This is a genomic window from Thiohalocapsa sp. ML1, from assembly GCF_001469165.1.
Lineage (GTDB): Bacteria > Pseudomonadota > Gammaproteobacteria > Chromatiales > Chromatiaceae > Thiohalocapsa.
In genome coordinates this window covers 153,332-167,820 of record NZ_JABX01000002.1, presented here as the reverse complement: position 1 = coordinate 167,820, position 14,489 = coordinate 153,332, and the positions used below count along the sequence as shown (strand labels likewise).

General features: G+C 72.2%; 9 protein-coding genes. All 9 read left to right on the top strand.

The window, feature by feature from the left end; all coding sequences use genetic code 11:
* Positions 1-131: 131 nt before the first annotated feature.
* The 9 genes from ML01_RS02030 (at position 132) to ML01_RS01990 (ending at position 14,202) form a co-directional block, all read left to right on the top strand.
* On the top strand, positions 132-2,375 hold the full coding sequence (locus ML01_RS02030; protein WP_058553726.1) for a methyl-accepting chemotaxis protein: 2,244 nt from the start codon (positions 132-134) through the stop codon (positions 2,373-2,375).
* Positions 2,376-2,383: 8 nt separating this feature from the next.
* Positions 2,384-2,572, top strand: coding sequence for a chemotaxis protein CheW (locus ML01_RS02025; protein WP_058553725.1), 189 nt, complete (start codon positions 2,384-2,386; stop codon positions 2,570-2,572).
* A gap of 141 nt (positions 2,573-2,713) precedes the next feature.
* Complete coding sequence (locus ML01_RS02020; protein ID WP_058553724.1) at positions 2,714-4,537, top strand: IS1634 family transposase; 1,824 nt, start codon at positions 2,714-2,716, stop codon at positions 4,535-4,537.
* 132 nt (positions 4,538-4,669) lie between these two features.
* Entirely contained in the window at positions 4,670-5,008 is a 339-nt protein-coding gene (locus ML01_RS29485) for a hypothetical protein (protein WP_058553723.1), read from the top strand.
* Entirely contained in the window at positions 5,005-7,812 is a 2,808-nt protein-coding gene (locus ML01_RS02010) for an Hpt domain-containing protein (RefSeq protein ID WP_058553722.1), read from the top strand. The genes ML01_RS29485 and ML01_RS02010 overlap by 4 nt, the downstream gene beginning before the upstream one ends.
* 13 nt (positions 7,813-7,825) lie before the next feature.
* A complete protein-coding gene (locus tag ML01_RS02005) occupies positions 7,826-8,926 on the top strand; it encodes a chemotaxis protein CheB (protein WP_058553721.1) in 1,101 nt (366 codons plus the stop codon).
* Positions 8,923-10,311 carry a CheR family methyltransferase gene (locus ML01_RS02000; RefSeq protein WP_058553720.1) on the top strand — a complete coding sequence of 463 codons (1,389 nt, stop codon included), beginning with the start codon at positions 8,923-8,925 and terminating at the stop codon, positions 10,309-10,311. The genes ML01_RS02005 and ML01_RS02000 overlap by 4 nt, the downstream gene beginning before the upstream one ends.
* A complete protein-coding gene (locus ML01_RS01995; RefSeq protein WP_162267946.1) occupies positions 10,304-13,480 on the top strand; it encodes a response regulator in 3,177 nt (1,058 codons plus the stop codon). The genes ML01_RS02000 and ML01_RS01995 overlap by 8 nt, the downstream gene beginning before the upstream one ends.
* A complete protein-coding gene (locus tag ML01_RS01990) occupies positions 13,477-14,202 on the top strand; it encodes a PleD family two-component system response regulator (protein ID WP_058553718.1) in 726 nt (241 codons plus the stop codon). The genes ML01_RS01995 and ML01_RS01990 overlap by 4 nt, the downstream gene beginning before the upstream one ends.
* Positions 14,203-14,489: the final 287 nt, after the last annotated feature.

The following is a 14,489-nucleotide window of genomic DNA, read 5'->3' as shown; positions in this document are numbered from 1 at the left end:
GCAGGTCCGGCAGACACTGCGCCTCACTCGACAGCAGCAGCCGGGCACATCGGCCCCAGCCGATGGCCCCGCACGACAAGGGCGGCCCGGCTACGCACCGGGGCGCCGATTCAGGCCGCACAGGAGCCGCCATGAGCAGCGAATCGCACAGCGTCCAGCCGAAATACCCCGACAGAGACCAAGGCGACGACTTCGTCGTGCCCGAGCCCGACGGCGTGCAGAGCGGCATCCCCTTCGATGCCGAGCAACAGGCGCCGGCGAGGCCCGCCAACCGCGACGAGGGCGGCTTCAACGGGGGCCTGTTCGAGCGCGACCCAGACGGCGCGACACGCGCCCGGCGCGGGCTTAGCATCCGGCTCAAGCTGCTCTTGAGCCTGGGACTCTTGACGGCGGTGATCCTGCTGCTCGGCCTGGTGTCGGTGCTGACGCTGCGCGACATCGCCGCCAACGGCATCGAGGAGCTGCGCGCCCACGCGAACGCCGCGCATGCCACCGGGAACCTGGTCACGGCGATCCACCGCCTGTATGAGACCGAGCAGGCCTTGGAGCGGGGCGATAGCGGCAGCGAGGCGCGCCTGCAGCGGCGCCTGGAGGCCGCGCGGCAGGCGTTGCGCGATCTTGAAACCCGGGCGGCGGAGATCGAGACCTCGGCGGGCGACCTCGCCGCCGGCCATGCGGCGATGGCGGAGCTGCTCGACGCCTACGCCGCCGATGTGGAGGCCAAGGTCGCGGTCTTGGATGCCGCCGCGGCACGGCGCGCCGCTGCGCAGGCCGCCGAGACGGCCCGGGGCGATGCGCTGGCGGCGCGGCTCGCCCCGGCGTTGGAGGCGCTCGCCGCGCTCGGCGCCGCGCACTGGCAGCGCGCGGGTACAACCGCTGCTGCTGACGACATCGATCTCGGGCTCCGGCTGGCTGAGCTGGAGCGCGCGCTCTGGCGCATCGCACAGGACGTGCAGCGCTTCCTCGCCGAGGACGACGTTGCGCTGGCCGAGGCCGCCCGCGGCAGCCTGACCGAGGTGCTGGCGCAGGCACAGGCGCTCGGGCGCGAGGCCGATACCCGCAGCGTGCGCGACGGGCTCTCCACGGTGCGCCAGCAACTGCTCGCCTACGGCGCGCTGCTGCGCGAAGCCGGCCAACGTGCCGAGGCCGACCGGGCGGCGGCCGCCGCCGAGGCCGCCGCCCTGGCCGAGCAGGCCCGCGCGCTCATGAGTCGCGGCGAAGGGCTCCTCGCCCACGCCGAGCAGCTCGCCGCCGACGCCTGGCGGGACATCCACCACGAGAGCCAGGCGTTGCGCGCGCTCGGCGCGGGCGCGCGCTGGCTGGTGGGCATCACTGCCGCCATCGGCACCGCGGTGGGCCTGCTGGTGCTGGTGACGGTGCCGCGGCCCATCGTCCGCAACGTGGAGCTGCTGGTGGCCGCGACCCGCGAGATCGCCCGCGGCAACCTGACGCGCCCGGTGCGCAGTGACAGCCGCGACGAGCTCGGCGAGCTCGCCGCCACCTTCGAGCACATGCGGCGCAACCTGCTCGCGCTGGTGCAGCGCATCCAGCGCGCGAGCGTGCAACTGTCCTCATCCATTAACGAGATCCAGGCGGCCAGCACCGAGCAGGCGAGCTCCGCCGCGCAGCAGGCGAGCGCCGTCAACGAGCTCACCGCGTCGCTGAACGAGATGTCCCAGAGCGCGGCGACGCTGTTGTCCTCGTCGGAGAGCGTCGGCGGCAGCGTCGGCGACATTGCGCACACGCTGAACGAGTCCGACCAGTCCTCCACCCGCATCCTGTCGTCCATGGACGCCATCGCGCTGTCCACGGAGCAGACCGCCGAGCGCATCAAGGCGCTGAACGACAAGATGGACGACATCAACGAGGCGGTGGCCACCATCTCCATGGTCGCGGACCAGACCACGCTGTTGTCGCTGAACGCCTCCATCGAGGCCAACAAGGCGGGCGAGATGGGCAAGGGCTTCTCGGTGGTCGCCAACGAGATCCGGCGCCTGTCGGACCGCTCCATCGACTCCGCCGGCAACATCAACGGCATGGTGCGCGACATCCAGCGCGCCACCGAGTCCTCGGCGCTGGCCATGGACAAGTCCTCCGAGGAGATCCGCCACGGCGTCGGCCTGGTGCGCGAATCCATCGACGCGCTCGCCAGCATCAACCGTGGCATGGAGCGCATCCGCGAGCAGATGGACATGATCCTGGAGAGCCTGCGCGGCCAGTCGGACGCCTCGCGCATGGTCCAGAGCACCGCCACCGAGATGCTCTCATCCGCCAACATGGTGGCCAAGGCCGCGAGCCAGACCCGCTCCGTGACCTATGAGCTGAACGCGATGGCGACGCAGCTCGCGAGTGCCGTGTCCGTGTTCCGCGTCTGAGGCGGCCCATGGAGGCCCTGGTCTTCAACGCGGGCGGCAGCGCCTACCTGGCGCCGCTCGCGGGCCTGACGGAGGTGCTGATGCCGGCGACGCTGCGCCCGGTGCCGGCGGCGCCGCCGTTCCTGCTCGGGCTCCTGAACCGGCGCGGCATCGCGCTGCCGGTGATCGACCTCGGCGCGCGCCTAGCCCATATTTAACCTGGCCCCATTGATATTCGCCGTTTCTGGCCGGTAAGTGCCCGATCCCTTTGTACACAGGTGCCTCGGCAGGCGAAGTAGTGCCATAACATTCAAAGGGGCCGGTTGCCTTGCGGCGTGCCGTGGTCTAGCGTTTGGGGCATGTATATCCGCCGCACCCACACGCGCAACACCGCCACGGGCGAGCGCTACTACACGTATCGATTGGTGCGCTCGCAGCGCGTGGGGGGGAAGGTCCGGCAAGTCACGTTGTTGAACCTGGGCCGGCATTTCGCGATACCGCAGGCGGATTGGCCAACGTTGTGCGCGCGCCTGGAGGAGATCCAGAGCGGCCAAGAGGTCCTGCTCGGCGGCTGCGGCTCGCTGCTGATCGAGCGCGAGGCGCAACGCCTGGCGGCGCAGTTGTTGGCGCGCGCGCAGGCGCCGAGCGCCGAGCCGGCGCCGGGCGCGCAGCCGAGTGCCGAGGTGCACAGCGTCGAGATCGATTCCCTGACGCTCGCGCGCCCGCGCACCGTGGGGGTGGAGGCGCTCGGGCTGTGGGCGCTGGCACAGGTGGACTTCGTCGCCCTGCTGGAACGGCTGGGACTGACCGCGCCGCAACGCGCCGCCGTCGTGGGCGTGATCGTGGGGCGCATGGCCGCGCCGGGCTCGGAGCTGGCCACGCAACGGTGGTTGTGCGCGCGCAGCGCCTTGGGCGAGCTGCTCGATGTGGACTTCGAGGCCATGAGCCTCATGCAGCTCTACCGGGCCGGCGATGTGCTCATGCGCCATCGCGCGGCGCTGGAGAAGGCCGTGTTCGCCCGCGTGAGCGAGCTGTTCGGGCTCGACTGGACGGTGACGCTGTATGACTTGACCAATACCTACTTCGAGGGCGAGGCGCCGAGCGACCGCAAGGCCCGGCGCGGCCACTCCAAGGAGAAACGCAGCGACTGTCCGCTGCTGACCTTGGGGCTGGTGCTCGACGGCAGCGGCTTCGTGCGCCGCTCGCAGGTGTTCGACGGCAACGTGGTCGAAGGCGACACCTTGGAGGAGATGCTGCGGGGGTTGGGGGCGCCGGCCGGGGCCTTGGTGGTGATGGATCGCGGTATCGCCACCGAAGAGAACGTCGCTTGGCTGGGCGCGCAGGGCTACCGCTATCTGGTGGTCAGCCGCGAGCGCCGGCGCCAATTCGACGCGAGCGACGCAATGGATCTGCTCACGGCCGGCGGTGAGCGTGTCGCCGTGCAGCGGGTCGAGGATACCGATGCCGGGGAGGTGCGCCTGTACTGTTACTCCGAGTCGCGCGCACGCAAAGAGGCAGGCATCAGCGCGCGGTTCGCCCAGCGCTTCGAGGCCGCGCTGCAAGCCCTGCACGAGGGCCTGAGCCGCCCGCGCACCACCAAGCGGATCGACAAGCTCTGGGAGCGCATCGGCCGCCTGAAGGAGCGCAGCCGCGGCGCCGGACAGCACTACCACATCGAGATCGTCGCCGATGCCGGCGGCGAGACGGCGCAGGCGATCCGCTGGGAGCGCCGGCCCGTAGCGGGGACCATGGACACCCATCCCGGGGTCTACTGCCTGCGCACCAATGAGCTCGGCTGGGACGGCGAGCAACTGTGGCGGACCTACATCATGCTCACCGACCTCGAGGCGGTGTTCCGCTCGTTCAAATCGGAGCTGGGACTGCGCCCGATCTTCCACCACAAGGAAGCGCGCGCCGACGGGCATCTGTTCATCACCGTGCTCGCCTATCAGCTCGTGCAGCTGATCCGTCGGCGCCTGTCCATGCAGGGCATCCACGAGAGCTGGAAGCGCCTGCGCGAGACCCTCAACGGCCAGGTACGTGTGACCGCGACCTTCCGCCGCCCCGACGGCCGTGCACTGCATGTGCGAAAGACCACGCAGGCCGAGCCCGAGCAGTACCGCATCTACCAGGCCCTTGGCATCGACCCCAGTCCGGGCGGAGTACGCAAGATGCTCGTCTGAGTCGCCGAACATGAAGAATCTCGCGCTTGTAGTGCCACTCGCTGATTTTCTTCAAAGCAACTCTATGAACTGGAAGGGATTGCGGGCATACCAGTTAAACTTGGGCTAGGCCTGCCGCCGCGCGCCGGCTTTGTGCGCGGCAATCGCATCCTGCGGGTCAGGCTGGACGCGCAGGGCGCCGACGGCGGCGACGGCGCGGACCTCGGCATCGCCGTGGACGCGGTGCTCGGCATCGTCGTGCTGGACGCCGCCGCGCGGCGCGAGGCGACGCCCGGCGCCGGCGCCGGCAGGCACGGCCGCGGGCCGCTGTGGCAGCTCGACGGCGAGCTGATCCAGGAGCTGGCGCTCCAGCGCCTGCTCGGCGCCGACGAGCTCGCCGCCCTGGGCCTGACGCCGCGCGCCGGACAGGCCGATTTCAACGGACTCCTGGAGCAGCCGGCCTGCGGCGCACCCCGAGGCGACACGCCGTGAGCGAGCTGGTCGAGATCTTTCGCGACGAGGTGGACACCAACCTCAAGGAGGCCACGCGCCTGGCGCTCGCGCTGGAGCTGGCCGCCCCGCGGCGCGCGGACACCGAGGCCCTGATGCGCGTCTTCCACACGCTGAAGGGCGCGGCGCGAGCCATCGGCTTCGAGCAGGAAAAGACCGTCGCGCACCTGCTGGAGGACGTCTACCACGACGTGCTCGACGGCCGCGCCGAGCCGCGGCCGGCGCTGGTGGATCTCAGCCTCGCCGCCGTGGACCTGTTTCGCGACACGGTCGCCGCCCGCCTCGCGGGGCAGCCGCTGCCGGACCCCGGCGACTTCGCGACGCGGGTCGCAGCCTATCGCGCCGGCCCGCCGGCGGCGCCGGAGACGACAGCCGCAGGCGCCGAGCCCGCAGACCCGGGCTTCGACTTGGGCGACGGGCTTGATCTCATCGCCATCTTCCGCGCCGAGGCCGAGACGCATCTCGATGAAGCCGCCGCATTGCTCGCCAAGCCCGACTCGGCCGGCGGCGATCTGCGCCGGGTCTTCCACACGCTGAAGGGCGCCGCGCGGGCCATCGGCTGCGATCCGATTCGGCGCGTCGCCGGCGCGGTGGAGGCGCTGTTCCATGCGGACGGCGCCGACGACGCGGCCCCGGCCGGCGCGTCGCAGCGCCGCGCTGCCGACTGCGCGCTGGGCTGGGTGCGCGTGCTGCTCGACGCGTTGCTGGCAGACCGGCCGCTGCCCGCCTGCACCGGGCTGCTGGAGCATCTCGCGGCGCTCGGCGCCGGCGCGACCGCCGGCGACTGCCCGCCGCCGCCGGCCGGCGCGCCGCACGCCGCGCAGGAGGCTGCAATCGGCCCCGCGCCGCCCCCGCGGCCGGTCGCGCCAAGCCCCGAGCTCGCCCCGGCGGATGCCCGCAGCCCGCAGCCCGCCGCCGCGTCGCAGCCCAGCTCCGGCGCCGTCTCCGACACGCGCGTCAGCCCCGAGCAGCGCCCCAACCGCGCGCGCACCAGCGTCGCCTACGAGCAGCTCGACCGGCTGCAGCGCCTCTCCGGCGAGCTTACCGTCGCGGTGGGCGCGCTCAACGCCCAGCGCGGGCAGATCGTCGCGCTGAAGCGGCTGCTCGGGCGCACCACGCAGCAGCTCAATCGGGTCGTGGCCGACGGCGGCGGACGCGATGCGCTGCTGGAGCTCTTACGCGAGCGCCTGCCGCTGCTCGCTGAGGTCGGCGGCGGCCTGGATGCCCTCACCGAGGGGCAGGACCGCCTCGACGGCCGCCTCCAGCATCTGGTGGACGGTCTCGCGAGCGAGGTGACGCAGGCGCGCCTGGTGCCGCTCAGCGACCTGCTGGACGACTATCCGCGCATGGTGCGGGACCTGGGCCGGGAGCTCGGCAAGCAGGTGGAGCTGCGCCTGGACGGCACCGAGAACCGCATCGACCGCGCCGTGCTGGAGCAGATCAGGAGCCCGCTGCTGCATCTGGTGCGCAACGCCATCGACCACGGCATCGAGACCGCAGCGGTGCGCGCCGCCGCCGGCAAGCCCGCCGCCGGGCGGCTCTACATCGAGGCGCGCCAACTCGGCTCCATGATGCGCATCCGCGTCGCCGACGACGGCGCCGGTATCGACCAGGACAGGCTCAAGCGCCGCGTCATCGACGGCGGGCACACCACCGCGGAGCTGTGGGCGGCCATGGACCTGGAGGAGCGGATGCAGTTCCTGTTCCTGCCGGGCTTGAGCACCGCGGAGCAGGTGAGCACCACGTCCGGGCGCGGCTTCGGGCTCGACATCGTCAAGACCGTGCTCGACGGCACCGGCGGCCAGGTGGGCGTGCACAGCGAGACGGGGCGCGGCACCGTGTTCGAGCTGCGCGTGCCGCTCAGCCTGGCCCTGACCCGCTGCCTGCTCGTGGTGGCCGGCCGTCATCCGCTGTTCGGCGTGCAGCGCTGCGCCCTGCCGATGCACGACGTAGCCAGGGTGGAGCGCCTGCACCCCGACCGGCTGCGCGAGGTGCAGGGCCGCATGGCCGTGCGCATCGGCGCGGAGACGCTGCCGCTGTTTCAGCTCGGCGCCATGCTCGGGCTCGCGCCGGTGCACGCGGACCTGGCGCGCAAGCACCTGATCGTGCTCGGCGAGGCGGACAGCCGTTACGCGCTGGCCGTGGACGAGGTCACCGACGAGCTGGACCTGGTGAGCCGGCCGCTCGACGAGCGCCTGGGCAAGGTGCGCCGCGTCGCCGCGCCGGCGCTGCTCAACGACGGCGGCCTCGCGCTGATTCTGGACGTGCCGGACCTCCTGGAGCAGATGCACGAGCACGCCGGCCAGGCGGGTCGGGTTTCCGCGCAGGCGCCGCTGCCGGCCCGGTATCCGGCCGCTGGCCTGGCGCCGCCGGAGCCGCCGGAGCAGGAGCCGCACCTGCTGGTGGTGGAGGACTCGGCGACGGTGCGCGAGGTGGAGCGACACTTTCTGGAGCAGGCCGGCTATCGGGTCACCACCGCCGTGAACGGCATGGACGGCCTGAACAAGGCCCGCGGCGGCGACTACCGCATGCTGATCACGGACATCGACATGCCGCGCATGAACGGCATCGAGCTGATCCGCACGCTGCGCGGCATGGACCGCTTCCGCGCGCTGCCCATCGTCGTGGTGTCCTACAAGGACCGCGCCGAGGACAGGGACAAGGCCCTGGAGGCGGGTGCCAACCGCTACGTGACCAAGTCCCAGTTCGACACCGACGTGATGCTGGGCATGGTCGCGGAGCTGCTGGCCGAGCACGGCGCGGCCGAGACGCGGGCGCGAGCCTGAGGCGGTGAACGGCATGGGCAAGCAGGCAGCGGAGCAGGCCGGGGTGCTGGTCATCAACGACTCGCCGGTGGCGCGCGCGGTGATCATTGCGGTGGTGCAGGCGGCGCCGGACTTCCGGCTGGTGGGCCAGGCCGCCTCCGGCCTCGTCGGCGTCGAGCAGGCGGCGCGGCTGCGCCCGGACCTGGTGCTGCTCGACATGCACATGCCGGACATCAACGGCGTGGAGGTGACGCGCCGCGTGCTGGCGCTGCGGCCGACGCGCATCCTGATCTGCACCGCCACCATCCGCCGCAACACCGGCTACCTGTTCGATGCGCTGAAGGCCGGCGCGCTGGACTACTGCCGCACCCCGAGCATCGACGCCCGCCCCGGCGAGCGCATCGGCCGCGAGGCCCTGCTCGTCGCCGGCCGCGGGCTGCTCGGCAAGATGCGCACCGTGCTCGGGCTGCCGCTCCGCGCCGCCGCCGGTGCCGCCGAGCCCGCCCGCGCGGGCGGCGAGCGCGGCGCCTCGGCCCCGGCGCCGGCGCCCGGCGGCGAGGCGCGGCCGACGCGCATCGTCGGCATCGGCTGCTCCACCGGCGGGCCGAGCGCGCTCGCGACGCTGCTGGCGGCGCTGCCGCGGACGCTGGCGGCGCCGGTGCTGGTGAGCCAGCACATCGAGGCCGAGTTCACGCCCGGCCTGGCGGACTGGCTCGCGCGCGAGTCGGAGCGCCCCGTCAGCGTCGCCGAGAGCGGCGCGGTGCCCGCCGCCGGGCACGTGTATCTGGCCCGCGGCGGGCGCAGCAACCTGCTGCTGCGCCCGGGCTGGCGGCTCGCGTACGAGCCGAGCGGGGCGGCCGTCTACTATCCGAACATCAACCGCATGCTCGCGAGCCTCGCCGAGGTGGCAGGCAGCGCCGCCTGCGGCGTGGTGCTCACCGGCCTGGGCGACGACGGCGCCGACGGCATGGCGGCGCTCGCGCAGGTCGGCGCCAAGCTCTTGGTGCAGGACCCGGCGAGCGCGGCGGTGGACGGCATGCCGGGCGCCGTGCTGCGCCGCAAGCTGCTCGGCTACGGGCATGGCCTGGTGGACCTCGCGCGGCTGATCGGCGCCTGGGCCGGGAGCCGGCCATGAGCACGCGTGAGGACTACGGCATCGGCGCCAATCGCTCGCTGGTCTCGGCGGAGCTGCGGCACTGGATTCGCGAGGTGACCGGGCTCTTGATCACCGACGACAACGCGGCGCCGGTGGATCTCGCGCTGCGCATCCAGGCCGAGCAATTGCGCCTCCCGCCGGAGACGCTCCGCGCCCGACTCCTGAGCGGCGCCATCGGCGCGCAGGGCTTCATCGACGAGATCACCACCCACGAATCCTATTTCTTCCGCGCCCGCGAGCAGATGCAGCTCGTGGTGGAGCGCATCATCCCGGAGCGGCTGCGGCGCGCGCCGGGCCGGCGCGTGCGGGTGCTGTCGCTGCCCTGCGCCCGCGGCGAGGAGCCCTACAGCCTCGCCATCCTGTGCGAGGAGGCGGGCCTGCCGCCCACGCTGGTGGAGATCGTCGGCGGCGACATCGCGCACGGTTGCATCGAGTCGGCCAGCGCCGGGGTGTTCGGCCCGCTCGCGCTCAGGCGCACCGACCCCGCGCGGGCCAAGCGCTGGTTCCGGCCCTGCGCCGGGCAGGCGCTGTGCCTCGACCCCGGCATCGTGGGGCGGGTCGGCTTCCGGCGCGTGAATCTGCTGCGCGATGCCGAGCGGCTGTTGCGCGGCCCCTTCGATGTCGTGTTCTGCGAGAACCTGCTCATCTATTTCGACGCTGCCAACGTGGACCGGGCGCTCGCGGTCATCGGCCGGCTGCTGGCCGAGGACGGCTGGCTGTTCGTGGACCATGCGGAATGGAACCTGCCGCGGCAGCGCTTCGAGATGCAAGAGCTGGACGGGCGGGTCGGCTTTCGGCCGCGGCGCTCGGCGGGCGCGGATGCGGGGCATGGCGCCGAGCGGGCGGACTCGGCGGGCGGGTTATCGGCCAGCCCGCCGCCCCCGGCAGCACCGATCCCACCATCCGGCCGGACCCCGCCGAGGCCGGCGCCGAGCAGCCGGCTGACGGCGCCGCCGAGCCGTCGCGAACCGGGCCGCACGGCCGGCGCACAAGCGTCCGACGCCGGCCGGCAGCGCCAGCTCCGCCAGGCCGAAGCCGACTACGCCGCGAAGCGCTTCACCGAGGCCCTGCTCGGCTTCGAGCAGGTGCTCAGGCGCAGCCCTGACCTGCCCGAGGCCCTGCTCGGCAAGGCCCGGTTGCTCGCGGACTGCGGCGAGGACATCGAGGCCCTGGAGGCGCTCGAATCCCTGGTGGCAGGGGCCGCGGGCAGCCGGCAGGTGCAGGCCGATGCGCTCGGGCTCATGGCCGTGCTGCTGCACAAGAAGGGGCTCCGGGACCTCGCCGCGCAGTATCTCCGGCGCGTCGCGCTGCTGGATCCGGCGCACCCGTCCTTGCGTCTGCTCGGGCGGCGCGCCGATGGCTGAGTCAACAGGGGGCCAGGTGATGGGTCAGACGGGCTTTAAGGTGCTGATCATCGAGGACTCGCCGACCATGGCGGCGGTCTGCGCGCGGGCGCTCGCCGGTGTGGGCATCGGCTGCGCGCACGCCACCAGCGCCGAGGCCGGCGAGCGGCTGCTGCGCGAGGCCATCGCCGCGAAGGCGCCCTTCGACGGCCTGCTGCTGGACTGGCTGCTGCCCGGCATGGGCGGCGCGGAGCTGCTGGAGCGCATCGGCGCGGAGCGCGCCTTCGACTCCCTTGCGGTGATGATCTTCACCGAGAGCCCGGACGAGCGCGCCTATGCGCTGGCCAGCGCGCGCCCCAACAACGACATCCAGCTCAAGGAAGACCTGACGCTCCTGCCGTATCGGATGCGCAAGTTCCTGACCACCTACACCGAGATGGGCGGTCTCGGCGACTGGCGCTCGCGGCAATTGCTCGGCACGCGCGAGCAGCTCGGCGGCTCGATTCTGTTCGTGGACGACTCGCCCACGGTGCGGGCCAAGTACCGCGATCTGCTCGCCGCCAACGGTTACGAGGTGCTGGTGGCGAGCTCCATGGACGAAGCGCTCGCCATCGCCCGCCGCGAGCAGCCGGAGCTCGCGGTCATCGACTTCTTCATGCCCGGCGGCAACGGCGACGAGCTGTGCCGGGCGCTGACCCGCGACCCGCGCACCCGCGACATGACGCTGGTGATGCACTCCCAGCGCAAGGAGGTCATCGAGGACGCGCTGCACGCGGGCGCCATCGATCTGATCTGGAAGGACGACCCGATCAACATTTTTCTCATGCGCATCGGCTCGATCATGCGCACGCTGCGGGCCAAGCGGCAGGCAAAGGAGCTCGACGTGCTCTACGCCGCCACCGAGACGCTCGGCATCGGCGTCATGTCCGCGAGCGACGACGGCTGGGTCGCGTTCAACGACATCATGGCCGGCTTCGCCGCCGACTGCGGCGGCCTCGGCGCCTTCGACCCGGCGCTGGACGCCGAGCAGGCGGCGATGCCGCGCCGCCTCGCGTGCGCCGACGGCGGCGAGCGCGCCTTCCAGATCTACCGCATGGCCGTGCACAGCGGCGAGCCGATGGTGCTGGTGCAGGATGTGACCGTCATGGCGGACCAGGCCGCGGAGCTGGAACGCGCGCGCGACGAGGCCATGGCCTCGGCGCGGGCCAAGAGCCAGTTCCTAGCCAGCATGAGCCATGAGATTCGCACACCGCTGAACGGCGTGCTCGGCATGCTGGATCTGCTGCGCGCCGGCCGGCTGGAGCGCGAGCAGCGCCATTTCGTCGAGCTGGCCGGCACCTCCGCGGAGACACTGCTCGCCGTCATCGGCGACGTGTTGGACTTCTCCAAGATCGACGCCGGCCGGTTGGAGCTGGAGGAGACGGTTTTTGCGCTGCCCGACCTGGTGGAAGAGACCGCGCAGATGCTCGCCGGCAAGGCCGCCGAGAAGGGGCTGGAGCTGATCTGCTACGTCGGCACCGACGTGCCGAACCGCGTCAGCGGCGATCCGACCCGGCTGCGCCAGGTGCTGGTGAACCTGCTCGGCAACGCCATCAAGTTCACCGAGCGCGGCGAGGTCTGCCTCCAGGCCGTGCTGGAGTGGCGCGACGCCGCCGCCGCGCGCGTGCGCTTCTGCGTGCGCGACACCGGCATCGGCATCGACCCCGACGCGCAGCGGCACATCTTCGATGCCTTTGCCCAGGCCGACGGCTCCACCACCCGGCGCTTCGGCGGCACCGGCTTGGGGCTCGCCATCTCCCGGCAGATCGTCGCCATGATGGGCGGCGCGCTCGGCGTGGAGTCGGCGCCCGGGCGCGGCAGCCAGTTCCGCTTCGAGCTCGGCCTGCCCTGCCACGACGACCCGGCCACCGCGCCCTGGATCAACACCGGCATGGAGGTGCTCGCCGGCATGCGCGTGCTGGTCGTGGACGACAACGCCACCAACCGCACCTATCTCCAGAGCCTTTGCGCCGCCTGGGGCATGCGCGCGGACGAGGCCGAGGGCGGCGCGCGCGCCTTGGCCTGCTGCCGCGAGGCCGCCGCGTCCGGGGAGCCCTACGCGCTGTTGCTGCTGGACCGCATGATGCCGGACATCGACGGGCTCGCGGTGCTGGCCGATCTGCGCGCGGAGCCGGCGCTGGCCACCGCAAAGGTCATCCTGCAGACCTCGTTGGACGACAACGCCGACGCCGGCGCGCTCGCCGCTGGCGCCATCCGGCTCCTGAAGCCGCTGCGCCGCCAGCAGGTGCTGGACGCGATGCTGCGGCTCTGCGGCGGCGCCACCGTCGGCGACCCGCCGCGCGCGCCGGCAGCGCCGGAAGCGGCGCCCTTCGTCGGCTGCCGCGTCCTCGCGGTGGAGGACAACGCCGTCAATCAGGAGGTCATCAGCCGGCTCTTGGAGCGGATCGGCTGCACCGTGGAGCTCGCCGACAACGGCCGCGAGGCGCTGAAGCGCCTGGAAGGCCCGGAGCGCTTCGACGTCGTGCTGATGGACTGCGAGATGCCCGAGATGGACGGGCTCACGGCCACCCGCGAGCTGCGCGCCCGCGAGGGGCCGGATCGGCACCAGGTCGTGGTGGCGCTCACGGCGCACGCCATCCCGGCCGAGCGCGAGCGCTGCCTCGCCGCCGGCATGGACGATTACCTGTCGAAGCCCGTGCGCATGCCGGCGCTGTGCGAGGCATTGGCGCACTGGTGGCAGGCGGACGGCAAGGCGCCCGGGCAACTCGGCGCCGGCGCGGCTGCAGACCTGCCCCCGGTCGAGCCGCCCGCCGACGAGCCGGCGCTGGACCCGGCCGTCATCGACGGGCTGCGCGATGCACTCGGCGACATCGACGAGGTCGTCGCCGCGGTGCTTGAAGACCTGCCGCAGCGCGTGCAGAGCCTTGGCGCTGCGGTCGTGGCCGGCGACGTTGAGCAGGTGCGCATGGTCGCCCACACGCTGGCCGGCTCCATCTCCAACTTCGGCGCGCGGCGGCTCACCGACGCCGCGCGCCGGCTGGAGCACGCCGCGGCGGCCTGCGACCTGAGCGATGCACCGGCGGCGCTGGCGCAGATCGAAACGGAGGCCGTGCGCGCCGGCGCGGCGCTGGAGGCCTTGCTGGACGCGCCGGCGAGCGCGCCGCGGCGCCGGTCCGGGGCGGGCGCATGAGCGGGCCTGATGCGGCGGACGCGGACGCCGCGGCGCCGCCTCCCGCCGCTGGCGACCGCGTGCCCCGCGGCAGCGCCGCCGACGCGCGCACGGCGCTCATCATCGACGACGACCCGGTGCTGCGGCTCACCATCGCGCGCTTCATCGAGAAGCTCGGCTTCGCGACCCGCCTCTGTGCCGACGGCGCCGCCGGCGTCGGGTCCGTGCGCGCCGAGCGCCCGGACATCGTGCTGCTCGATGCCGCCATGCCGCAGATGGACGGCTTCGCCGCCTGCCAGGCCATCCGCGACCTGCCGGCCGGTGCCAACCTGCCCATCATCATGATCACCGGCTTCAACGACGAGGCATCGGTGGACCGCGCCTTCGCCGTCGGCGCCAACGAGTACATCACCAAGCCCGTGCACTGGGCCGTGCTGCGCCATCGCGTGTGCCAGCTCGTGGCGGCGGCGCGGGCCGAGCAGGCGCTGCGCGACGACCGCGCCTTCCTGCAATCGCTGGTGGACGCCGTGCCGGCCCCGACCATCGTCTGCAACGTCCGGTCTATTTTTTTCAATCGAAACAACGCCTACCGCAGGCCCGTGACGCCCGACGCGGACTATCGGCGCGCCGCGCGGACACGCTTCGCCCTGCCAGCCTTGTCACATCGCAACTTTGTATATACAGTGAGCGTGCGTGAGCCGTCGAAGCCGCGACGCAGCGTCTCCGGGATATGGTGCAGGTAGCATGGGATTAATAATTTCCACACGTGTTCGGGAAAAGCTTGCGAACAAGATCCCGCCCGTAACCGAAGAAGAGATCCTGCAGTGTTTCGACAACCGATCCGGAAAGTACCTTCTGGACATGCGGGAAGAGCATCGGACAGATCCGCCAACCCGGTGGTTTATCGCTCAGACTCACTACGGCCCTACGGCCGTGAGCTTAAGGTCGTATTTGTCCCCAAGAAAAATGAACAGGGCTAGCTCGCGATCGTTGTGAAGACCGCGTATGACCCGAACGACACGGAGAAGCG